Raw genomic sequence first — 20,987 nt, forward strand, 5'->3', positions numbered from 1 at the left:
TCTCGCAGCAGGTCAGGCAGGGACGGGGACCGCGCCGGCGCGGGTCCAGCCGAGCTCGGGCGCGATCTGGGTCGCGATCAGCTCGAGGGCGCGGATCGACGCGTCGAGGGTGGGGCGGCCCGGGTTGAACTGGGCGAGCAGGTCCGTGGCTACCGGCAGCACGCGCTCGGTCTGCAGTCGGGCGGTGATCTCGTCCGGGTGGCCGTAGTAGGCGTTGAAGCGGAACAGCGCGTTCTCCAGCTCGGCGGGGCCGAGGTCGGTGGTCCCACTCATCCGCCGGACGCCCTCGAGCACCCCGTCGGCCAGGTGCCGGAGCGACGTCGCCCGGTCCGCGGCGGGGAAGATCAGCCGGGACAACCCGATCCTGGGAGCCCGCTCCTGACGCCAGCCCGCCAGGTAGGTCTCGGCCCAGGGCCGCTGCACGACGTCGGTGGGCTCCTGGTAGCCGTAGGCGGCCCGGTTGAGCAGCAGGTTGCTTCCCTCGTCGGCGACGTGGGCCGCACCACCGGCGGAGAACACCGCGTGCCAGGACCGCGTGCGGACCAGGTCCGGGGACGGGGCCTTGATCACCGTGCCGAGGTCGTCGATCGGTTCACCGAGCAGGGCCGAACGGGTCCGTGCGAAGTGCTCGGTGGTCAGCTCGCGCCGCCGTTCGTGGTCGCGGCCGAAGGCGCGGAAGGTCGATTCGCCGAAGCCGCTGCCGACGCCGAGCTCCACCCGCCCGCCGGAGAGCGCCTCGACCACGGCGACGTCCTCGGCGAGCCGGATCGGGTCCTCGATCGAAGCCAGCGTGATCCCGGTGCCGAGGTGGATGCGCGAGGTGCGCGCCGCGGCGTGGGCGAGGAAGACCCAGGGGGACCCGAGCCCACCCGCCGGGTCGTCGGAGAAGTGGTGCTGCGCGACCCAGCCGGAGTCGAACCCCAGCTCGTCGGCCGCGACGAACAGCTCCGTCGCGTTGCGGTAGCTCTCGGCGATGTCGGCGCCGCCCTCGACGTGGGTCAGGAAACCCAGCCGGAGGTTTCCGCGCCCTGAGCTCGTCGAAGGACGCGTGGGTCGAGCCTGTCGAAGCGTCATCCCCCCGCTCCCAGCGACTCGAGCTGCTGCAGCTCCGCGCGCAGCTCGTCGCGACGGACCCGGTCGACGGCGCCGGAGGCCAGGGTCGGGGCCGACCCGATCAGGAGCCGGGTGTACGGGTGGCGGGGATGCAGCACGACCTGCTCGGTCGGCCCCTCCTCCACGACCCGCCCCTGGTAGAGCACCACGACCCGGTCGGCGATGCCGGCCACCGAGCCGAGGTCGTGGGAGATGAAGACCAGGCTCGTCGACGCGGTGTCGCGGAGGCGGCGGAGCAGCTCGAGGACCTGGACCCGGTTGGCGGCGTCGAGCGCGCTGACCGGCTCGTCCAGGATCAGCAGCCGGGGCTCCGCGATCAGCGCCCGGGCGACGGCCGCGCGCTGCCGCTGCCCCCCGGACAGCTCACCCGGCAGCCGGCGGAGCAGCCCCGGGTCGAGGTTGACCCGGTGCGCGAGCTCCTCGACCTGCCCGGTCGCCACCCGCCGCGCGGTTCCCCGGAGCACCAGCGGCTCGGCGATCGAGGTCCCGACCGCCAGATCGGGGTCCAGGCTGCGCAGCGGGTCCTGGAAGACGTAGGAGAGGAGGCCCTGCCGGCGAAGGTCGCGCCACTGCCGTCGGCTGAAGCGGGTGAGGTCCTCCCCGGCCAGCCGCACCGAGCCGGCAGCCGGGCGGACGAGGCCGAGGACCGTGCGGGCCAGGGTCGACTTGCCGGAGCCGGTCTCGCCGATGACGCCGATCGACTGGCCCGGCTCCACGGTGAGCGAGGCGCCCCGCAACGCGGCCGTGCGCCGATGGCCGCGACCGTAGGTCACGTCGAGTCCCTCGACAGCGAGCAGTGGTCGGGAGGCACGTGGTTCAGACACGGTCGAGCACCTCGGTCCGGGGAGCGACGCCGGACCGGAAGCGGTCCAGGCCGTACTGGTGGTGCTCGGAGATCAGCAGCCGGGTGTAGGGATGCTGCGGTGCGCCCAGGACCTGGTCGCAGGTCCCGTGCTCGACCACCTCGCCGTCCCGCATCACCAGCACCTCGTCGCAGAGCTGGGCGACCACCGCGAGGTCGTGCGCGACGACGATGAGGGCGAGACCGATCCGCTCCTTGAGCTCGATCAGCAGGTCGAGGATCTCCGCCTGGACCGTCACGTCGAGCGCGGTCGTCGCCTCGTCGGCGATGAGGACCTCCGGCTCCAGCGCGATCGCCGAGGCGATCAGCACCCGCTGCAGCATGCCGCCGGACAGCTCGTGGGGGTACTGCTGGTAGACGAAATCCGGGTCCGGGAGCCGCACCGCCCCCAGCAGCTCGACCGCGCGGCGGCGAGCGTCCCGGCGTCCCAGCCCGGCCTTGACCCGCAGCACCTCCGCCACCTGCGGGCCGACCCGGATCGACGGGTTGAGGTAGGAGCCCGGATCCTGGAACACCGCACCGATCCGGGTGCCGCGCCACGCCGTCCACTCCTTCGCGCTCAGCGTGGCGGTGTCGCGTCCGAAGAGCTCGATGGTCCCGGCGCTGACCTGCAGCCGGTCCGGCAGAATGCCGAGGACAGCTCGGCAGGTCAGGGTCTTGCCGCTTCCTGACTCGCCCACGATGCCGAGCACGGCACCACGGCGCACCGTGAAGCTGATCGGGTGGACGAGCTCGACGCCGTCGAGAGGGTCGGTGACCGCGACCCCGTCCAACCGGAGCAGGACCTCCGCCGCGTCAGCCACGGGCCACCTCCTCGATCTGGGGAGCCGTCACCGGAGACGGCGTCGTCGCACGACCCGGCGGCCGGGCGGGCCTGGCACCGGAGCTGCCCGCCACGTCGCGGATCGCGTCGGCGAGCAGGTTGAACGACCAGACGGTGATCATGATCAAGACGGTCGGGAACAGGGGCGCGTACGGCCGGTACCCGAGGTAGCCGAGGTCGGAGGCGAGCACACCGCCCCAGGTGGGCTCCGGCGGTTGCACGCCGATGCCGAGAAAGGTCAGGCTGGCCACCACCACGAGGCCGACGCCCATCGTGTTCGCCAGCGCGACCGCGACCGGCGGCAGCACCTTGGCGATGACGTGCCGGCGGACGATCCAACCGGTCGACGCGCCCGCCAGGACGGCTGCCTCGACGTAGGGGGAGCGCGAGACCGACAGGGTGGCGGCGCGAGCGACCCGGTAGAAGACCGGCGCGACCAGGATCCCGACCGCGAGCATCGCCTGGGTGATGCCGTTGCCCATGAGAGCGGTCATCGCGACCGCGAAGACGAAGAACGGCAGCGCGATCAGGGTGTCGGCGAATCGGAGGGTGAACCACTCGAAGACCCGGCCCAGGTACACCGAGATGATCCCCGGGACGGCACCGATGCCGAGACCGATCAGCGCGACCTGGACAGCGCTGAGCACACTGACCGGCGCACCCCAGAGGATCCGGCTGAACACGTCCCGACCGAGGTAGTCGGTGCCCAGCGGGTGGGCCCATCCGGGCCCGGAGAGCGTCAGGTCGGTCTGCGCGATCGGGTCGTAGGGGGCCAGCACGCGGCCGAAGACCGCCAGCAGGACGATGCTGCCGAGCAGCACCACGGCAAGTCGTCCGGAACGGAGCCGGAGCACGGAGCGCACCATGAGTCACACCCCTCCGGAGGCGGTCGGGATCAGTCGGTGCAGGAGCACGTTGACGGCGACGTTGAAGGCCACGACCAGGACGACCGCGACGACGAGCACGCCCTGGACGGCCGGGACGTCCCCGATGAGCGCGGACTTGGCGGCGAACATGCCGTACCCGGAGAGCCCGAACACCTGCTCCAGGACGACCGCGCCGCCAAGCAGGTTGGCGAACTTCAGGCCGAGGACGGCCAGGGTCGGCCCGAGCCCGTTGCGCAGCACGTGGACCCAGAAGATCCGTCGGCGGCCGAGCCCACGCACCACGGCCCCGAGGACGTAGTTCTCCCGGTTGGCCTGGATCAGGCCGACCCGCAGCTGCCGGGCCACCTCGGCCACCGTGTCGAGACTGAGCGCGACCGCCGGCAGGATCAGATGGACGACCCACGTGTCGAAGCCCCGGTCCAGCGGCACGTACCCGGCCGAGGGGAGCAGTCCGAGGCCTACGGCGAAGATCGCGACCAGCACGATACCGACCACGAAGGCGGGCATCACCGAGATGGCCGTGGCGAACGCCGTGATGCCCCGGTCGAGCAGGCTCCCCTGCCTGGCCACCGCCAGGACGCCGAGGGCGAGCCCGCCGACGACGCCGATGAACAGGCCCAGACCGGCCACCGACAGGCTCACCGAGGCCCGCTGGAAGATCTGGTCGGCGACCGACTGATTGTTCGCCCAGCTCCGGCCGAAGTCTCCGGTCAGCAGATGGCCGAACCAGTCGGCGTAGCGGACCCAGAACGACCGGTCGAGACCCCAGTTGTGCTCCAGCCGGGCGATCGCCTCAGGGGTGGCCGACTCCCCGAGCTGCAGGGCGGCCGGGCTGAGCCCGCTCAGCTCGCCGAGCAGGAAGGTCACGAAGGTGCCGAACAGGAAGACGGGGAGGAAGACCCCCAGCGGCTGCAGGACGGTCAGCAGGAGCCGGCGTCCGCCCAGGCCCCACCCCCGGGCCGGGCGTCGCGCGCTCGGTTCGGCCTGGCGCTCCGGTGTGGCGGGGGGCACCAGGGGCGGCGCCAGCGCCAGCGGGGTCTGGGTGGCCATCGGAGTCTCCTCTGCTTGTTCGTGTCGGGGGCGGGAGCGAGCGCTCGCAGGCGGTTAGTCGGCCTGGATCTTGACGCCGGTCCAGTGGACCTGGCCCGGGACGGGCGGGATCGCGGTCAGACGCTTGGTCTTGGCGAACAGCGTCGGCGCGCCGATGGTGAAGACGGTGGCGGTGTCCCGGACGCCCGCCCGGGTCGCGGCCTGCAGGTTCTTGGCGTAGTCGGGGTCCTCCAGCGGCGTCTGCCGGGCGATCGCCACCCGCCGCTGGAACTCCTTGGAGGTGAACGGTCCGCTGAGGTTCAGCGGACCCTGCGGGCCGAAGTGCGCCGTCAGGGTCTGCACCGGTGACTCCCGGCCGGTGGTGCCGTAGGTGGACAGCACCAGGTCCTTGGCGAAGAACGGGGTCTGCCAGTTCGTGTCGACCTTGATCGCGGCCTTGATGCCGACGGCGGCCAGCTGCGCCTGCAGGATCTCGTTGGACGCCGCGTCGGTGGGCACGACGAACGGGATCTCCAGCCGTGCGTCGTTCTCGGTGTACCCGGCGTCGGCGAGGATCTTCCTGGCCTTCTCCGGGTCGTAGGGCCAGGGGTCGGCCGATTCGGGGTCGTAGGCGATGTGCCCGGGCGGGAAGGGTTGTGAGGTCTTCCAGCCGGTGCCGAAGTTGACCTTCGCGAGCAGCTCGTCGCGGTTGACCGCGTGCCGGACCGCCTCGACCACCCGGGGGTCGGTGAACGGCGCCAAGTTGGCGTTGATGCTGAGGTTGGACGCCGAGTTGACCGGGTGCTCGATCACGTCGAGCCCGGCTCCCTTGGCCGCCTGCACCTGGCTGGCCACGACGTCGGCGAAGTCGTACACCCCGGTCTGGACCGAGGACACGACCGACGCCGCGTCGATGCCCCAGGAGAGCTCGAAGCGGTCGATGAAGATGTTGGCCGCGTCGTAGTAGTCGGGGTTCTTCTCGAAGTAGGCGTGGGCGCCGGGCACGATCTCCAACGCCTTGAACGGGCCGTGGCCGACCGGCTTGGTGGTCAGCCCGTCCGGCGTCCTCCCTGCCTCCTCGCTGGTGATCGCCGCGATCCGTTGCCCGAGCAGCAGCGGGATCTGGTAGTCGACCTGGGCCAACCGGAAGGTGACCTCGGTGTCGCTCTCGGCCACCACCTCCTTGATCGAGGTCAGGTCACCGGCGATCGCGGAGTTGGCCTGTTTCTGCGCGCGGGCGATGTAGGCGCGGACGGCGCTGGAGTTGACGGGGCTGCCGTCGGTGAACGTCAGGCCCTCCCGCAGCGAGAAGGTGATCGCGTCGCCCTTGGCGTTGTACTTCCAGCTCTTCGCCAGGCCGGGCTGCGCCTCGCCCTGCTCGTTGATGGTGGTGAGGGAGGTGTAGACGAGGGCCAGCTGGTTGTACTGGAAGCCGCTGCCCTGGACGACGAGGTCCCAGCTGGTCGGTTCGGAGCTGCTCACCCAGCGGACGGTGGCGGTGCTGCTGCTGCTGCCGGACGACCCGCCGGAGGCGCCGCAGGCGGCGAGACCGGCCAGGACGGGTGCGGACAGCGAGGCGCCGAGCAGGGTACGGCGGGAGATGGGGTTCATCGGGATCGGCCTTGTCTTTCTCCGGTGCCGGGAAGGCACCTCGTGGGTGGGTGGAGGAGCGGTCGGGCGGGCGGGCCTCAGACCGAGACCAGGTCGGCCGCGTGGCGGGCTCGGGTGTGGCGGTTCTCGACGAAGGGCAGGCCGAGGTTCTCGCGCAGCGTGGAGCCTTCGTAGCTGGTACGGGCCAGCCCGCGCTCGCGCAGGATCGGCAGCACCTGCTCGTTGAAGCGGCGGGTCTGGTCGGGGTGGCCGAGGTGGATGTTGTAGCCGTCGACGCCGCCGGCCTGGAACCAGAGCGCCAGCTCGTCGGCGACGGTCTCCGGTGACCCGGCGAACGGGCTGGGCTTCGGGCTCGACACCACCTCGACGGTCTGGCGCAGGGTGAGCCCGCGTTCGGTCGCGAGGTCGGTGATCCGTTTGGCCTGGGTGTAGAAGGAGCGCTCGGCCGACGCCAGCGCCTCGACCGGGAACGGCGCGTCCAGCTCGTAGCTACGGAAGTCGTGCCAGCCGAAGGGGCGGCCGAACTCCGCGAGCGCCCGCTCGAAGCTGGTGTCGGCCTGATGCCAGCGCCGCTCGATCTCCCGGGCCTCGCGGTCGGTGTCGCCGACGTAGACCGCCACCCCCGGCATGACCAGGACCTGGTCGGGATCGCGGCCCTTCGCGGCGGCGCGGCCGCGGAGGTCGGCGCGGAAGGCGACGGCCTGCTCGAGCGAGGCGGCGTGGGTGAAGATGCCCTCGCCGATCTCGGCGCCCAGGTCGCGGCCGTGCTCGGAGTCGCCGGCCTGGAAGATCACCGGCTGACCCTGCGGTGACCGGGACAGGTTCAGCGGGCCGGCGACGGAGAAGAACCGACCCCGGTGGTCGAGCGGGTGCTGCCTGGTGGGATCGAGGAAGGTGCCGGTGGTCCGGTCGCGCGGAAAGGCGTCGTCCTCGTAGGAGTCCCACAAGCCCTGGGCGACGCGGACGAACTCCAGCGCCCGGGCGTACCGGGTCTCGTAGTCGAAGTGCTCGTCCAGGCTGAAGTTGGCTGCGGTCCCGGCGTCCCCGGTCGTGACCACGTTCCAGCCGGCGCGGCCACCACTGATGACGTCGAGCGAGGCGAGCCGGCGGGCCGTGTGGAACGGGTCGTTGTAGGAGGTGGAGAGGGTGCCGACGAGGCCGATGTGCTTCGTGGTCACGGCCAGCGCGGACAGCAGGGTCAGCGGCTCCAACCGGTTCAGGTAGTGCGGCGGGGAGTCCCGGGTGATGAACTGGCTGTCCACGATGAAGACGAGGTCGTACCCGGCGGCTTCGGCCTGCTGTGCCTGGGCGATGTACCAGCCGATGTCGACGCTCGCGTCGCCCGGGATGTCCGGGTCGAGCCAGGTGTTGACCCGGCCCGGCCCACCGACGCCCGTCAGCACGGCACCGAAGGCGATCTGGCGTCGCTGCCTGGCGACAAGTGGTGAGGTCATGCGTCACCCCTGAGGTTGTTGGTCCGGGATCGTTGATCACGTTCCGGGACGGCTGGGCGGAGATTTCGAGGCGGCGTCAGCGGCGGCGAGGGCCGCTTCTGTGGCGCTGTGGTCCGGCGTGTCCGGGTCGTCCCCGTCGCCGGACGTCGGGCGGGTGGCTCCCTGGGGGCTTCTAACCCAGCTGCCGGTCGGGCGTGCAGGTCTGGAGTCGCCCCCGACACGAGCCGCTTGCCGTACCCGCAGGGTTGATCGCGCGGCAGCTGATCCGAACTCCAGACATGACTAGACCATATTTCCTAGTAGGAACATAGGAAACTGGATCTCACCATTTGGTCATGTGTCCAAATGATGAGCAAGAAGCAGGTGATGCTCGGTGCGACTCCGAAACGTCTCGTTCAGTGAACTTGAAGTTCTTCCGGGGCCTCCCCGTCCACGTCAGCTGCGTCGGTGTCGAGGTGGCCTCGCCCCGAGCGCTCGAGTGCGGCCCGGATCGTCGCAGCGCGGTGGTCAGCGCGGGCCGGGGGTGGTGCGAGCGAGATCGACCTCGGCCATGTGCGCTTCGGCCCATTCCCGGATGGCCGCGAGCGGTGCCTCGAGAGAACGGCCGAGGCTGGTCAGCTGGTAGTGGACCCGGGGTGGGACCACCGGTTCGACCCGTCGCGCGAGGAGTCCGTCGGCCACGAGCTGCTGCAGGGTGCTGGACAGCATCTTGTGCGAGACCCCTGGCATCCGACGCTCCAGCTCGGCGAACCTCAGCTCGCCCTGCTCGGCGAGCACCGTGATCACCATGGCCACCCACTTGCCTCCGATCCGGTCCAGCAGCTGCCGGGTCGGGCAGCCGGGATCGAACAAGTCCCCGCGGCGTCCCTGCGGAACCAGGTCACCCACCCGACACCACCTTTCCGATCTGTGCGGTCTTACCGTCCGGGACTGAGTCTCTTACGGTGACCATGTCACCACAAGGCAAAGGATGGGGCTCGGCGTGGACATCAGAGAACAGCACATCTCGGTACGCGACACCGTGCTCAACGTGGCGGTGAGCGGAGCCGGTCCGCCCGTCGTGCTGCTGCACGGCTTCCCGCACACCTGGCAGGTGTGGACGCCGGTGATCGAGGCGCTCAGCGTCACCCACCAGGTACTGGCGCCCGACCTGCGCGGACTCGGCGCCAGCGGCCCCGGCCGGACGGGCTATGACGCCGGCCAGATCGCGGCCGACGTCATCGCCCTGCTCGACTCCCAGCGCGTCGACCGTGCCGACCTCGTCGGACTCGATCTCGGCGTGGTGCCGGTGTTGCTCGCTGCTCTCACGACCCCGGAGCGGGTCCGGCGCCTGGTCGTCATGGAAGGGCTGGCCGGTTCACTGCCCGGTGCCGAGGACTTCGTCACCGGCGGCCCGCCCTGGTGGTTCGGCTTCCACGCGGTGCCCGGCTTCGCCGAGCAGGTCCTCGCCGGACACGCCGTGGAGTACGTCGACTTCTTCCTCCGGTTGGGTACTCGAGGCCGCGGCGTCGATCCGATCGCCCGGGACGCCATCGCCCGGACGTACGGAGCACCGGCCGGGCTCGCCCGGGCGTTCGAGCACTACCGTGCGCTACCGGCCAGCAGCGACCAGCTGACCACGGCCGCCGGAGCGCGGCTCCGAATACCGACCATGGCTATCGGCGCGCAGCCGGTCGGTCGGGCGCTGGAGCACCAGCTCGCCACGATCGCCGACGACCTCACCGGACACCTCATCGAGGACTGCGGTCACATCATCCCGCAGGACCGCCCCGACGCACTGACCGCGCTCCTCGTCCCCTTCCTTCGTTGACGCGAGCACCACGGCCGCCGGGACCCGGTCGGAGAGCGGCCCGACGGTCCGGACCAGGCCCGTCGCCACCAGGGCCGCACGGGCCGGCCGGGCTGATGGAAGCTCCGCCAGGCCCCGCCGGGCCGCGAGCACCGTCCTGCTAGGTTCAAGCCAATCGAGGATTGGGAGCCACTCATGCAGCTCGGAATGATCGGTCTTGGCCGGATGGGTGCGAATATCGTGCGCCGCCTGATGCGGGATGGCCACGAGTGTGTCGTCTACGACGTCAGTCCCGACTCGATCGCCAAGCTGGAGGGTGAGGGCGCCTCCGGGGCGCCCACGCTCGAGGAGTTCGTCGCCAAGCTGGACCGGCCACGGGTGGCCTGGGTGATGATCCCCGCCGGCATCACCGGGAAGACCGTGGAGGCGCTCGCCGCGCTGCTGGACGAGGGCGACGTCATCATCGACGGTGGCAACTCGAACTACCACGACGACGTGCGCCGCGCGGCCAAGCTGCGCGAGCAGGGGATCCACTACGTCGACATCGGTACCAGCGGCGGGGTCTTCGGACTCGAGCGCGGCTACTGCATGATGATCGGGGGCGACGACGACGCGGTCGCCCTGATCGACCCGATCCTCAAGACCATCGCGCCCGGGCCGGGTGAGGTCGAGCGCACCCCGGGCCGCGAGGGCGACCTGGCGGCTGAGGAGCAGGGCTACCTGCACTGCGGTCCGTCCGGGGCCGGCCACTTCGTGAAGATGGTCCACAACGGCATCGAGTACGGCATCATGGCCGCCTTCGCTGAGGGCCTGAACATCCTCGACAACGCCGACGCGGGAATCAAGTCCGGTGAGCACTCCGCCGAGGTCGCTCCCCTCGAGGAGCCCGAGTACTACCAGTTCGACATCGACACCGCGAAGGTCACCGAGCTGTGGCGTCGTGGCTCGGTCATCTCCTCCTGGCTGCTGGACCTGACGGCCGCCGCCCTGCAGGCCAACCCCACGTTGGACGGCCTGGCCGGCCGCGTCTCCGACTCGGGCGAGGGCCGCTGGACCGTCAAGGCGGCCATCGACATCGGCGTTCCCGTCCCCGTGCTGGCTTCGTCGCTCTTCGAGCGGTTCGCCTCCCGTGGCGAGGACCACTTCGCCAACCAGGTCCTGTCGGCCATGCGCCAGCAGTTCGGCGGCCACAACGAGCTGCCCGCCGGCAGCTCGCTCGAGGCCGGTGCCGAGAAGGCCGACCAGGTCGGCGGGTCTCACCAGGAGTCTCCGACCGAGGGTGCTCCCGCTACTTCCTGAGGCTCGGTTCGCTGCGCAGGGAGGACGGAGCAACCTCTTCGAGGCCTTCGACGAAGGTCAGGGCGCGTCAGTGGTGCTGAGCCTTGACACGTTCCTTCTCGGCGACGACCTCGGCGTAGGTGCGGCGTTCCTTGAGCAGCCACGGCGGCGGGTCGGCGAGCAGGACGCCGATCTCGTCGGCGTCCATGGCGTCGGCTACGCCGGCCCGGGCGAGACCGGCTCGTGAGATGCCCAGCTTCTGGGCCACCACGTCGCGCGGGAAGGGTCCGGTCCGTCGGAGCTCCAGCAGCCAGGCGGGCGGGTCGTCGCGCAGGGCCTCCAGCTCGTCGCGGGTGAGGCTCGACTGCTGGAACTCCTCCGGCGTCGCCGGCAGGTGCACGCCGAGCTTGCCGGCCGCGGTGATGGGCTTCATGGTCTGACTCACCGGCCCAGGGTAGCGATCGGCGTAGCCTGCGCGGGTGACGAAGACCCCGCCCCCGTTCGCTGACGAACCTAGGGATGTGCCGACCCTGCGGCTGGGGTACGTCCCCGGCGTCACGCTGACGAAGTGGCGGCGGGTCTGGGACGAGCGGTTCCCGCGGCTGGGGCTGGACGTGACCGAGGTCGCAGAGGCCGACCAGACGTCGGTGCTCCAGCAGGAGCAGGTGGACATGTGCTTCGTCCGCTTGCCCCTGGACGAGGCGCGGCTGCACGTCATCCCGCTCTACGAGGAGGCCCCGGTGGTCGTCGTCCCGCGGGACCACCCGGCGGCCCTGTTCGACGAGGTCTCCCGAGCCGACCTGGACGACGAGGAGGTGCTGGAGGGGTTCGCCATCGCCGAGGCGATGGATCTCGTCGCGAACGGCGCCGGGATCGTCTACGTCCCGCAGTCCGTTGCCCGCTCGGCCAGCCGCCGGGACGTCGTCCACCGACCGGTCTCCGACGGCACCCCGACCCGGGTCGCGCTGGCGTGGCTGCGCGAGAACCCGCACGAGATGATCCAGGAGTTCGTCGGGATCGTCCGCGGCCGTACGGTCAACAGCTCGCGGACGCCGAGGCCCGAGCCGACCGCTCCTGCGAAGACCTCGGACCGGACGGCCGTCGCCCGCACCGCAGCCCGCGGTCGGCGCCCGCGCGAGAGGCGCCCCGGCCGCGGTCGCTGATCAGCCGAGCTGCTGCGCGAGCGCACGTCCCAACGCCACCCCCGACAGGTAGGCAGCCTCGACTCGGGGCTTGTCCGACCAGGCGTCACCACAGAAGCCGACCCGGTTCTCACCGAGCCAGAACGTCTGCTCGCGGCGGCCGGTGGGACGGGCGAACGACCACCGGTGCACCGTGGCGGACTCGGCGGGAGCACTGATGCCGAGGACGTCCCGGACCGCCAGCTCCATCATGGCCACCGCGGCCTCCGGATCGCCGAGGTGCTCCGCGGCGAACTCCGGCGTCGAGTGCGCCACCAGCACCGGAGCGAAGTCGTCACGCCGCCGGCCGTCGTCAGCGATCCAGGACAGGATCGGGTTGCCGCTGACGAAGGCTCCGTCGAACCCCCGCCACGAAGCCTCGGCCCACCGGGCGGTCAACGCCAGCACCGGCTCGAACGGGTCGTCGAGGGCGGCCAGCTCGCCGCTGAGCGAGGGGTCGAGCAGCCGCCTCGCCTGGGGGTCGGGCATGGCCAGGACGACTGCTTCGGCAGCCTCACCGTCCACGTCCAAGCCCGGTGTCACGCCTTCGACGGTCCTCTGGCGCACGTCGAGGCCCTCGGCCAGGTCCTCGACGAGGCTCCGCAGCCCTCCTCGCGCCGCCCAGCGCATCGGTCCGGACTTGGGGCTCAGCTCACCGTCCCCGGCGACGGAGAACGTGTCGGTCCACGGCCGGGCCAGGCCGCGGTCCTGCCAGTCGTCGGCCACCTCCGCGAACGCCGGGTCGGAGACGGTGAAGTAGGAAGCACCGGTGTCCACGACCCGGCCGTCCGTACGGCGGCTGGCCATCCGGCCGCCGATCACCCGTCCCCGGTCCAGCACCACCACCGGCAAGCCGGCGCCCCTCATCGTCCGGGCCGCCGCCACGCCCGAGATCCCGGCCCCCACCACGATCACCGTCATGGCGCCATCCTGCCAGCGCTCACAGCATCGGTCCTGGCCGGCCGCCGCAGTTAGCGCAGCATGCCGTACGCCCGCGTGGGCAGCAGCCGGACGACCAGCCGGCGGTCGGCCACCATCGCCGCCCGGTAGGCCGCCCAGTCCTCGTGCTCGCCGGACTGCGACCGGTACAGCGCAACCAGCTCCTCGACGGCCACGTCGTCGGGAGCGGCCGCCACCTCAGACAGCTCGACGTCGCCCTCGAGCACCGCGTAGGACCAGAACGACTCACCGTCCACCTTGAGGGCGGCCCACGGCCGTCGTCGCAGGTTCGTGTACTTGGCCCGGTCCGCCGTGGTGGAGACGCGGATGACCCCGGCCTCGTCCACCGCGTGCACGACATTCGAGAGCTGCGGCAGGCCGTTGCCACGGATGGTGGTGAGGACGGACTGGTGGTTGGCCCGAGCCGCCCCGAGCGCCTGGCTGAGATCCATGCCTCAGCGTAGGACCCCCCCCCCGTGGTATGGCACGAGCGCTACGGTCGTCGCATGACCACCGTGGCCGCACGGGACCTGCGCCACCGCACGGCCGAGGTTCTCCGGCAGGTGGCCACGGGAGCTGAGGTGACCACCACCGTCAACGGCGCTCCGGTAGCCGATCTCACCGCCCACCGCGGGCCGAGGCAGGCGTACCTCCGCCCGGTCGACCTGGTGGCCCCGATCCGGCACGGCCAAGCCGACCCCGGCCTCCGGGCCGACCTGGACCGACTGGCCGGCGACACCACGGACGCCGGCTTCGACGTGATCGAATCGGTTGGCGGCCCCTCGGTGCTCCGCCGCTGACGAGCAGATCCCGGCTCAGGCGCCGCCGTCCTTGAGCTCGACGGTGAGGGGCGTGAAGCCCTTGCCGTCGACGTCGACGCCCTCGTCCCGCAGCTGCTTGAGCGCGGCCTCGAGGAAGGTGGTGTTCTTCGCCGTCGCCGGCGGCTCCTTGGTGATGATGGTGGCGCCGGTCTCGTTCTTGGTACCCATGGCGATGTCGACGGTCTGCTTCCAGGCGGTGTCGCTGATCGAGCCGATGCCGCTGGTGGAGGGCCAGATGAGCTTGTTCACCTCGTTGGCCTGCCAGAGCTGGTGGCTCTGCCCCAGCTGGGAGCCGGCCGCCACCACGATGTCGGCCGCCTTCTCGGGGTTGTCGCGGGCGTAGACCCAGCCCTTGATGGAGGCCTTGATGAACTTCGTGGTCTGGTCGGCGTACGCGGCGTCGGCGAGCTTCTCGGAGTTGGCCCAGATCGCGTCCTGCAGCATGGCGGTGCCGACGTCGTTCCAGTTGATTACGTTCAACTCGGCCGCGGTGTAGAGGTTGCCGGTGTCCGGGTTCTTGGTCTCCAGCACCTGCGCGTACTCGTTGTAGGTCATCGCCTGCGCCGCGTCGATGTCGCCGGCCAGGAAGCCGTTCATGTCGAAGGCCTGCTGCACGAGCTTGACGTCCTTCACGCTCACGCCGTCCTTCTGCATTCCGGCGAACAGCTCCCACTCGTTGCCGTAGCCCCAGCTGCCGACGTTCTTGCCGGCGAACTGGTCAGGTGAGGTGATGTTCTTGGTCTTGAACGAGATCTGGGTGGTCCCGCTGCGCTCGAAGATCTGCGCCACGTCGGTGATCTTGGCGCCCTTCTCGATCGAGCCGAGCACCTTGGGCACCCACGAGATGGCGTAGTCGACGTCACCGGTGGACAGGACGTCCTGCGGCACGATGTCCGAGCCGCCCTCGACGATGGTGACGTCCAGGCCCTCGTCGGAGTAGTAGCCCTGGTCGACGGCGGCGTAGTAGCCGGCGAACTGGGCCTGAGCCACCCACTGCAGCTGCAGCTTGACCGGGACGGGGGCCGTGCTGGCGCCACCACTACCGCTGGCGGCCGGGGCGGCGGCGTCCTTGGTGCTGCTGCCACAGGCCACCGCCGTGGTCGCGACAACGGCGGTCCCGGCCAGACCGAGGGCGGTGCGTCGGGTGAACAGCTTCGGGGTCATCGGGTCTCCTTGGGTGCTGAGCGGTGGGTCAGGACGGGCGGTGTCGGGTGGACCACGACTCGACGGCGAGCGCGGCGCAGTAGAAGAGGAGGCCGAGGCCGATGGCGCCGAGCACGTAGGCCCAGGCCAGCGGGTAGTTGCTGCTCGAGGCGGCCGAGGTGATCGACTTCCCCAGCCCGCCGACGGGACCTCCGAAGTACTCCGCCACCAGGGCCGAGATGACCGCCAGCGACGAGGCGATCCGCAGCCCGGTGAAGAGGTACGGCGCGGCGGTGGGCAGGGTGACCGCCAGCTGCTGCTGCCGGGCCGTGGCGGCGTAGGCACGCATCAGGTCGCGGTGCACGGGCCGCACCTGGCGCAGCCCGCGGAGCGTGTTCAGGTAGACCGGGATCAGCACGGCCAGGGCCGCGACCAGCTGACGCGCGGTCTCGACGTCTGCGCCGTACATCGTGTAGAGGACCGGCGCGAGGGCGACGATCGGCATGACCGCGAGCGCCGCCACCAGCGGCGCGCCGAGGGCGTCGGCCGTCCGCCACAGGCTGGCCACCACGGCCGCGAGCACGCCGACCACGGTCCCCACCGCCAGCCCGACCAACGCGTTGGCGCCCGTACGGAGCGACCCGGCCAGCACGGTGTCGAGGTTGCCGAAGAACTCGGCGGCGATGGCGCTGGGCGCGGGCAGCAGGAACGTGTCGACGTGCAGGGCCGTCACCAGCAGCTGCCACAACCCCAGGAACACCACCCCGAACGCCACCGGGGCCAGCACCGTCGAGGTCCCGGAGCCGCCGCCGAGGACGCGCCGGGGCACCGTGACGTCCTGGGTCGCGACCGGCTCGGAGATCAGCGTCACCGGTTCTCCACCCCACGAGCCCCGCGCCCTGAGCTTGCGGAAGGCCTCGAAGAGGTGGCCGGCGTGCCGTGCAACGCCTCGCGGACGGCGGCGACCGAACGGAAGAACGTGTCGTCCTCCCGCAGCGCGTCGTCGCGGGCTGCGTCGGCCACGTCGACGGCCACCGTGTCGGCGATCCGGCCCGGCCGGGGCGACATCACCACCACCCGGTCGGACAGGAAGACCGCCTCGGGGATGGAGTGGGTGACAAACACCACGGCCGCGCGCGTCTCCGCGCAGATTCGGACCAGCTCGTCCTGCATCCGCTCCCGCGTCATCTCGTCCAGTGCGCCGAACGGCTCGTCCATCAGCAGCAGCCGCGGGCTCTCGGCCAGCGCGCGGGCGATCGCCACCCGCTGCTGCATGCCGCCCGACAGCTGGTCGGGGTAGGAGCCGGCGAAGTCCTTCAACCCGATCAGCTCGATCAGCTCGGCCACCCGGCCACGCCGGGTCGTGCGGTCGGCGCCGTGCAGCTTGAGCGGCAGCTCGATGTTCGCCGCGACCGTCCGCCAGGGCAGCAGCCCGGCCTGCTGGAAGGCGATGCCGTAGTCCTGGTCGAGGCGGGCCTGCCGGGCGGACTTGCCGAAGACGGTCAGCTCGCCCGACGTCGGGGTGTCCAGGTCGGCGATCAGCCGCAGCAGGGTGCTCTTGCCACAGCCACTCGGCCCGATCAGGGAGACGAACTCCCCTGGCGCCACCTCGAGGTCCACCTCCGCCAGCGCCTGGACGCCTGGTCCGCGCTTGCTCGGGAAGATCCGGTTGAGTCTGCGGACCCGGACCGCCACCTCGGGGACGGCGGTCACGCGGGTACCTCCGAGCGACGGTACGGCCGCAGGGCCAGGCCGAGCAGCGAGACGAAGCCGGCGGCCACCAGCCCGACGGCGACGGCGCCGAAGATCGGGGCCCATGGCTTGGCCGGGTCGCCGCCGGAGGCCGACGCGTACTCGATCACCATCCGACCGATGCCCCCCCGGAGACCGATGGAGACCTCGGCCACCACCGTCCCGATCACGGCGGAGGCCGCGGCCAGGCGCAGGGCGGGCAGCAGGTACGGCACGCTGGCGGGCAGCCGCAGGCTCAGCAGCGTCCGCCACCAGCCGACGCCGTAGGTGCGCAGCAGGTCCAGGTGGGTGGCCTCGGGCGACTTGAGCCCCCGCAGCGCGCCGACGGAGACCGGGAAGAAGGCGAGGTAGGCGGCGATCACGGCGACGGAGTTCTCGTTGCTCCACGTGAAACCGCCGACGTGGATCTGGGAGCCCCAGCGCCGGACCAGCGGCGCGATCGCGATCAGCGGCACCGTCTGACTGAGCACGATCCAGGGCAGGATCGCCGCCTCGGCCAGGCGTAGCCGCTGCATGACCAGCGCCAGCCCCAGGCCGACCACCACCCCGATCAGCCAGCCGGTCGCCGCGATCTTGAGCGAGAACAGGCAGGCGTGCAGCACCGACAGCCACAACGGGTCGCCGCGCCGGCCGACCGTGAAGCCGCCCAGCCGCGTCACCATCTGCCAGACGTGCGGCATCGCCCGGTCGCTCGTCCGGGGCAGCACGGCCCGGTCCCCGACCAAGACGCCCGTCTCCGGCCCGACCGCCTTGTAGAGCTCCCAGACGGCGATCATCGCCGCCACGCCGAGCAGCCCGAGCCCGATCGCCCTCCAGCGGATCACCGACGCCCCCCGCGCGTGCTGGCTTCGCTCAGGGCGGATCCGGGGCTGGTCAAGATCGGGCCGTCACGTGGTCGCGGAGGGCGGGGATGACCGTCTCGCCGTAGACGCGGAGGGTCTCCTCCTTCATGTCGTGCTGGAGGTAGCCGGCGAACTGGTCGCAGCCAACCGCGCGGAGCTGCTCGAGCTTGGCGATGTGGGCCTCGGCCGGGCCGAGCAGGCAGAAACGGTCGATGATCTCGTCGGGGACGAAGTCGGTGTGGGTGTTGCCCGCGCGGCCGTGCTCGTTGTAGTCGTAGCCCTGCCGGTTCTTGATGTAGTCGGTGAGCGCTGGGGGGACCGCGGCCGACTCGCCGTACTTGGCCACGATGTCGGCGACGTGGTTGCCCACCATGCCCCCGAACCAACGGCACTGGTCGCGCTGGTGGGCCAGATCGTCGCCCCCCGGATCCCGTGACACGTACATCGGGGCGGCGACGCAGAAGGTGATCGCCATCGGGTCCCGGCCGGCGTTGCTCGCGGCCGTCCGGACGGCCTCGATCATCCAGGCCGCGATGTCGACGTCGGCCAGCTGCAGGATGAAGCCGTCGCCCACCTCACCGGCCGCCTTGAGGGCCAGCGGCCCGTAAGCGGCGACCCAGACCTCCAGCGAGGACGTCCGCGCCCAGGGGAACTGCAGCCGGCTGCCCTTGTAGTCCACCGGCCGACAGTTCGCGAGCTCGCGGATGACGTGAGTGGCGTCGCGGACCTCCTTCAGCGTGGAGGGCTTGCCGTTGGTCACCCGGACGGCGGAGTCGCCGCGGCCAATGCCGCAGACCGTGCGGTTGCCGTACATCTCGTTGAGGGTGGCGAAGAGCGAGGCGGTGACCGTCCAGTCCCGGGTGGCGGGGTTGGTGACCATCGGGCCGACCTTGATCCGGTCCGTCCGGTCGAGGATCTGGCTGTAGATGACGTACGGCTCCTGCCAGAGCAGGTGGCTGTCGAAGGTCCACACGTAGTCGAAGCCGTGCACCTCCGAGAGCTGCGCCAGCTGCACCGTGCGCTGGGCCGGAGGGTTGGTCTGTAAGACGACACCGAACTCCATCAGACGAGGTACTGACTGAGGGAGCGCTTCACGTACCGGCCGTGACCCTTGGTGCCGACGTACTCGCCGTCGTCCACGACGACTGCCCCGCGCGAGATCACCGTGTCCACGTGACCGTCGATCTCGAAGCCCTCCCACGCGGAGTAGTCCATGTTCATGTGGTGGGTCTTGCCCTCGCCCAGGCCGATGGAGGTGTGGCCGTCCGGGTCGTAGATGACCACGTCGGCGTCGGCGCCGGGCTGGATCACGCCCTTCCGGCCGTACAGCCCGAACATCCGCGCCGGGGTGGTCGAGGTCAGCTCGACCCAGCGCTCCAGGCTGATCCGGCCCGTCGCCACGCCTTGGTACATCAGGTCCATCCGGTGCTCGACCGAGCCGATCCCGTTGGGGATCTTGGCGAAGCTCCCGATGCCCATGTCCTTCTGGTCCTTCATGCAGAACGGGCAGTGGTCGGTGGAGACCATCTGGATGTCGTTGGTCCGCAGCGCCTGCCACATGTGGTCCTGGTGGCCCTCGGCGCGGGCGCGGAGTGGCGTCGAGCAGACCCACTTGGCCCCCTCGAAGTCACCCCACTCGGGCCCCTTGGCGCCCAGCTGCTCCTCCAGCGACAGGTACAGGTACTGCGGACACGTCTCACCGAACACGTTCTGCCCGGCGTCGCGGGCGGCAGCGATCTGGGCCACGGCCTGCTTCGCGCTCACGTGCACCACGTACAGCGGGGCGCCGGTGAGGTTCGCGATCATGATCGCCCGGTGCGTGGCCTCCTCCTCGGCCTGCCAGGGACGCGAGATCCCATGCCAGTAAGGGTTTGTCTTGCCCTCGGAGATCAACTGAGCCACGAGGACGTCGATCATGGCGCCGTTCTCGGCGTGCATCATGATCATCGAGCCGTTCTCGGCGGCCTTCTGCATGGTGCGGAGGATCTGGCCGTCGTCGGACAGGAACACGCCCTTGTAGGCCATGAACAGCTTGAAGCTGGTCACGCCTTCGGTGATCAGCTCGTCCATCGCCTTGAGCGAGTCGTCGTCCACGTCGGACAGGATCTGGTGGAAGCCGTAGTCGATGGCGCAGTTGCCGGCGGCCTTCTCGTGCCACAGGTGGTACTGGTCCAGGATGTTCTCGCCGGCGTACTGGACGACGAAGTCGATGATCGACGTGGTCCCGCCCCAGGCCGCGGCCCGGGTGCCGGTCTCGAAGGTGTCCGAGGCGAACGTGCCGCCGAAGGGCATCTCCATGTGGGTGTGCGCATCGATCCCGCCGGGGATGACGTACTTGCCGGCTGCGTCGACGACCGTGTCGCAGGCCGCCTCGAGGTCGAAGCCCAGCAAGGTCGAGCCCGGAGCCAGGACCGCCGCGATCGTCTCGCCGTCCACCAGCACGTCTGCGGTGGCGGTGCCGGTCGCGTTGACCACGGTGCCGTTCTTGATGAGCGTCTTCACGGGGTCACGCTCCTCACGGCTTCGGGATGGACGTGTAGGACTCCGGCCGCCGGTCGCGGTAGAACTGCCAGGCGTTGCGAACTTCGCGGATCAGGCCCAGGTCGAGGTCGCGGATGACCAGCTCCTCGTGCTCGCTGCTGCCCATCGGACCGACCAGGTTGCCCCGGGGATCGACGAACTGGCTGGAACCGTAGAAGGAGACCGCGGCCTCGCCGTACTCGTTGTCCTCCCGGCCGACCCGGTTCGGGGCGGCCACGAAGTAGCCGTTGGCCGCCGCGGCCGCGGGCTGCTCGATCTCCCAGAGCCGGTTCGACAGCCCGGGCTTGGTGGCGTTGGGGTTGAAGACGATCGAGGCACCGTTCAGGCCCAGCTCGCGCCAGCCCTCGGGGAAGTGCCGGTCGTAACAGATGTAGACGCCGATCTTGCCGACCGCGGTGTCGAAGACCGGATAGCCGAGGTTGCCCGGGCGGAAGTAGAACTTCTCCCAGAACTTCTCCAGGTTCGGGATGTGGTGCTTGCGGTACGTGCCCAGGATGCTGCCGTCCGCGTCCACCACCACCGCGGTGTTGTAGTAGACGCCGGGCAGGTCCTCCTCATAGATCGGCAGCACCATCACCAGGCCGAGCTCGGCGGCCAGGGCGGCGAACCGCTGCACGATCGGGCCGTCGGCGGGCTCGGCGTAGTCGTAGTACTTCGCGTCCTCGGTGATGCCGAAGTACGGCCCGTAGAAGAGCTCCTGGAAGCAGATCACCTGCGCGCCCTGGGACTTCGCCTCCCGCGCGAACTTCTCGTGCCGGTCCAGCATCGAGCCCTTGTCACCGGTCCAGGTGGTCTGGGTGATGGCAGCACGCACGGTGGTGCTGCCGGCAGTCTTGGGGCGGTCGCTGTCCAGGCCACTGGTGCTCACGTCGGTCATGCCCCCACCCTCGCGCCAAGTGATGTCGCCGTCCACCACCACGGG

22 protein-coding genes are annotated in these 20,987 nt (G+C 70.7%); 4 read left to right on the top strand and 18 right to left on the bottom strand.

The window, feature by feature from the left end:
• Positions 1 to 12: 12 nt before the first annotated feature.
• The 8 genes from ACFE7W_RS08710 to ACFE7W_RS08745 all read right to left on the bottom strand — a co-directional run bounded on the left by ACFE7W_RS08710 (position 13) and on the right by ACFE7W_RS08745 (position 8,667).
• Positions 13 to 1,074 (bottom strand): LLM class flavin-dependent oxidoreductase, encoded by a 1,062-nt coding sequence (locus tag ACFE7W_RS08710; RefSeq protein ID WP_375424376.1) that lies wholly within the window; start codon positions 1,072 to 1,074, stop codon positions 13 to 15.
• Positions 1,071 to 1,937: an ABC transporter ATP-binding protein gene (locus ACFE7W_RS08715; protein WP_375424377.1), complete on the bottom strand. Its 867-nt coding sequence runs from the start codon at positions 1,935 to 1,937 to the stop codon at positions 1,071 to 1,073. Before ACFE7W_RS08715 ends, ACFE7W_RS08710 begins: the two co-directional genes overlap by 4 nt.
• Entirely contained in the window at positions 1,930 to 2,778 is an 849-nt protein-coding gene (locus ACFE7W_RS08720) for an ABC transporter ATP-binding protein (RefSeq protein ID WP_375424378.1), read from the bottom strand. Before ACFE7W_RS08720 ends, ACFE7W_RS08715 begins: the two co-directional genes overlap by 8 nt.
• Positions 2,771 to 3,664, bottom strand: coding sequence for an ABC transporter permease (locus ACFE7W_RS08725; protein ID WP_375424379.1), 894 nt, complete (start codon positions 3,662 to 3,664; stop codon positions 2,771 to 2,773). The genes ACFE7W_RS08720 and ACFE7W_RS08725 overlap by 8 nt, the downstream gene beginning before the upstream one ends.
• A gap of 3 nt (positions 3,665 to 3,667) precedes the next feature.
• Positions 3,668 to 4,735 carry an ABC transporter permease gene (locus ACFE7W_RS08730; RefSeq protein WP_375424380.1) on the bottom strand — a complete coding sequence of 356 codons (1,068 nt, stop codon included), beginning with the start codon at positions 4,733 to 4,735 and terminating at the stop codon, positions 3,668 to 3,670.
• Positions 4,736 to 4,789: 54 nt separating this feature from the next.
• Positions 4,790 to 6,325, bottom strand: a complete 1,536-nt coding sequence (locus ACFE7W_RS08735; RefSeq protein ID WP_375424381.1) for an ABC transporter substrate-binding protein — start codon at positions 6,323 to 6,325, stop codon at positions 4,790 to 4,792.
• Between the two features lie 77 nt (positions 6,326 to 6,402).
• Complete coding sequence (locus ACFE7W_RS08740; RefSeq protein WP_375424382.1) at positions 6,403 to 7,779, bottom strand: NtaA/DmoA family FMN-dependent monooxygenase; 1,377 nt, start codon at positions 7,777 to 7,779, stop codon at positions 6,403 to 6,405.
• A 507-nt stretch (positions 7,780 to 8,286) separates the two neighbouring features.
• Positions 8,287 to 8,667, bottom strand: coding sequence for a winged helix-turn-helix transcriptional regulator (locus tag ACFE7W_RS08745; protein ID WP_375424383.1), 381 nt, complete (start codon positions 8,665 to 8,667; stop codon positions 8,287 to 8,289).
• A gap of 94 nt (positions 8,668 to 8,761) precedes the next feature.
• On the opposite strand from ACFE7W_RS08745, the gene ACFE7W_RS08750 reads away from it, so the two are divergent.
• Positions 8,762 to 9,589 carry an alpha/beta fold hydrolase gene (locus ACFE7W_RS08750; protein ID WP_375424384.1) on the top strand — a complete coding sequence of 276 codons (828 nt, stop codon included), beginning with the start codon at positions 8,762 to 8,764 and terminating at the stop codon, positions 9,587 to 9,589.
• A 186-nt stretch (positions 9,590 to 9,775) separates the two neighbouring features.
• Positions 9,776 to 10,867: a phosphogluconate dehydrogenase (NAD(+)-dependent, decarboxylating) gene (gene gnd, locus ACFE7W_RS08755; protein ID WP_375424854.1), complete on the top strand. Its 1,092-nt coding sequence runs from the start codon at positions 9,776 to 9,778 to the stop codon at positions 10,865 to 10,867.
• Positions 10,868 to 10,934: 67 nt separating this feature from the next.
• Here gnd and ACFE7W_RS08760 read toward each other — a convergent pair whose 3' ends face one another.
• Positions 10,935 to 11,291, bottom strand: a complete 357-nt coding sequence (locus ACFE7W_RS08760; protein WP_375424385.1) for a DUF5997 family protein — start codon at positions 11,289 to 11,291, stop codon at positions 10,935 to 10,937.
• 34 nt (positions 11,292 to 11,325) lie between these two features.
• Between ACFE7W_RS08760 and ACFE7W_RS08765 the strand changes: the two genes are divergently transcribed.
• Complete coding sequence (locus ACFE7W_RS08765; RefSeq protein WP_375424386.1) at positions 11,326 to 12,009, top strand: LysR family substrate-binding domain-containing protein; 684 nt, start codon at positions 11,326 to 11,328, stop codon at positions 12,007 to 12,009.
• Here ACFE7W_RS08765 and ACFE7W_RS08770 read toward each other — a convergent pair whose 3' ends face one another.
• Together ACFE7W_RS08770 and ACFE7W_RS08775 are read right to left on the bottom strand one after the other, a co-directional pair.
• Positions 12,010 to 12,948: an NAD(P)/FAD-dependent oxidoreductase gene (locus ACFE7W_RS08770; protein WP_375424387.1), complete on the bottom strand. Its 939-nt coding sequence runs from the start codon at positions 12,946 to 12,948 to the stop codon at positions 12,010 to 12,012.
• A 50-nt stretch (positions 12,949 to 12,998) separates the two neighbouring features.
• Positions 12,999 to 13,418 (bottom strand): PPOX class F420-dependent oxidoreductase, encoded by a 420-nt coding sequence (locus ACFE7W_RS08775; RefSeq protein ID WP_375424388.1) that lies wholly within the window; start codon positions 13,416 to 13,418, stop codon positions 12,999 to 13,001.
• A gap of 54 nt (positions 13,419 to 13,472) precedes the next feature.
• Between ACFE7W_RS08775 and ACFE7W_RS08780 the strand changes: the two genes are divergently transcribed.
• The gene (locus ACFE7W_RS08780; protein ID WP_375424389.1) at positions 13,473 to 13,766 is read left to right on the top strand and encodes a type II toxin-antitoxin system Phd/YefM family antitoxin; all 294 of its coding nucleotides are present in this window, start codon (positions 13,473 to 13,475) and stop codon (positions 13,764 to 13,766) included.
• Between the two features lie 15 nt (positions 13,767 to 13,781).
• Here ACFE7W_RS08780 and ACFE7W_RS08785 read toward each other — a convergent pair whose 3' ends face one another.
• The 7 genes from ACFE7W_RS08785 to ACFE7W_RS08815 are packed head-to-tail and all read right to left on the bottom strand — an operon-like array spanning position 13,782 to position 20,942.
• A complete protein-coding gene (locus ACFE7W_RS08785) occupies positions 13,782 to 14,951 on the bottom strand; it encodes an ABC transporter substrate-binding protein (RefSeq protein WP_375424390.1) in 1,170 nt (389 codons plus the stop codon).
• 28 nt (positions 14,952 to 14,979) lie between these two features.
• On the bottom strand, positions 14,980 to 15,801 hold the full coding sequence (locus ACFE7W_RS08790; RefSeq protein ID WP_375424391.1) for an ABC transporter permease: 822 nt from the start codon (positions 15,799 to 15,801) through the stop codon (positions 14,980 to 14,982).
• Positions 15,798 to 16,643 (bottom strand): ABC transporter ATP-binding protein, encoded by an 846-nt coding sequence (locus ACFE7W_RS08795; RefSeq protein ID WP_375424392.1) that lies wholly within the window; start codon positions 16,641 to 16,643, stop codon positions 15,798 to 15,800. The genes ACFE7W_RS08790 and ACFE7W_RS08795 overlap by 4 nt, the downstream gene beginning before the upstream one ends.
• Complete coding sequence (locus ACFE7W_RS08800) at positions 16,640 to 17,506, bottom strand: ABC transporter permease (RefSeq protein WP_375424393.1); 867 nt, start codon at positions 17,504 to 17,506, stop codon at positions 16,640 to 16,642. Before ACFE7W_RS08800 ends, ACFE7W_RS08795 begins: the two co-directional genes overlap by 4 nt.
• A 49-nt stretch (positions 17,507 to 17,555) precedes the next feature.
• Positions 17,556 to 18,587 (bottom strand): TIGR03842 family LLM class F420-dependent oxidoreductase, encoded by a 1,032-nt coding sequence (locus tag ACFE7W_RS08805; RefSeq protein ID WP_375424394.1) that lies wholly within the window; start codon positions 18,585 to 18,587, stop codon positions 17,556 to 17,558.
• Complete coding sequence (gene hydA, locus ACFE7W_RS08810) at positions 18,587 to 20,026, bottom strand: dihydropyrimidinase (RefSeq protein WP_375424395.1); 1,440 nt, start codon at positions 20,024 to 20,026, stop codon at positions 18,587 to 18,589. Before hydA ends, ACFE7W_RS08805 begins: the two co-directional genes overlap by 1 nt.
• 13 nt (positions 20,027 to 20,039) lie before the next feature.
• Positions 20,040 to 20,942 carry a nitrilase-related carbon-nitrogen hydrolase gene (locus ACFE7W_RS08815; RefSeq protein WP_375424396.1) on the bottom strand — a complete coding sequence of 301 codons (903 nt, stop codon included), beginning with the start codon at positions 20,940 to 20,942 and terminating at the stop codon, positions 20,040 to 20,042.
• Positions 20,943 to 20,987 lie beyond the last annotated feature (45 nt).

This window comes from uncultured Friedmanniella sp., from assembly GCF_964244285.1.
Lineage (GTDB): Bacteria > Actinomycetota > Actinomycetes > Propionibacteriales > Propionibacteriaceae > Microlunatus.

Excerpts from the sequence above, each read along its gene's own strand:
- ACFE7W_RS08770 (WP_375424387.1), bottom strand. The coding sequence starts at position 12,948 with ATGACGGTGATCGTGGTGGGGGCCGGGATCTCGGGCGTGGCGGCGGCC.
- ACFE7W_RS08805 (WP_375424394.1), bottom strand. The coding sequence starts at position 18,587 with ATGGAGTTCGGTGTCGTCTTACAGACCAACCCTCCGGCCCAGCGCACG.
- ACFE7W_RS08740 (WP_375424382.1), bottom strand. The coding sequence starts at position 7,779 with ATGACCTCACCACTTGTCGCCAGGCAGCGACGCCAGATCGCCTTCGGT.
- ACFE7W_RS08730 (WP_375424380.1), bottom strand. The coding sequence starts at position 4,735 with ATGGCCACCCAGACCCCGCTGGCGCTGGCGCCGCCCCTGGTGCCCCCC.
- gnd (WP_375424854.1), top strand. The coding sequence starts at position 9,776 with ATGATCGGTCTTGGCCGGATGGGTGCGAATATCGTGCGCCGCCTGATG.
- ACFE7W_RS08815 (WP_375424396.1), bottom strand. The coding sequence starts at position 20,942 with ATGACCGACGTGAGCACCAGTGGCCTGGACAGCGACCGCCCCAAGACT.
- ACFE7W_RS08785 (WP_375424390.1), bottom strand. The coding sequence starts at position 14,951 with ATGACCCCGAAGCTGTTCACCCGACGCACCGCCCTCGGTCTGGCCGGG.
- ACFE7W_RS08735 (WP_375424381.1), bottom strand. The coding sequence starts at position 6,325 with ATGAACCCCATCTCCCGCCGTACCCTGCTCGGCGCCTCGCTGTCCGCA.
- ACFE7W_RS08780 (WP_375424389.1), top strand. The coding sequence starts at position 13,473 with ATGACCACCGTGGCCGCACGGGACCTGCGCCACCGCACGGCCGAGGTT.
- ACFE7W_RS08775 (WP_375424388.1), bottom strand. The coding sequence starts at position 13,418 with ATGGATCTCAGCCAGGCGCTCGGGGCGGCTCGGGCCAACCACCAGTCC.
- ACFE7W_RS08725 (WP_375424379.1), bottom strand. The coding sequence starts at position 3,664 with ATGGTGCGCTCCGTGCTCCGGCTCCGTTCCGGACGACTTGCCGTGGTG.
- ACFE7W_RS08710 (WP_375424376.1), bottom strand. The coding sequence starts at position 1,074 with ATGACGCTTCGACAGGCTCGACCCACGCGTCCTTCGACGAGCTCAGGG.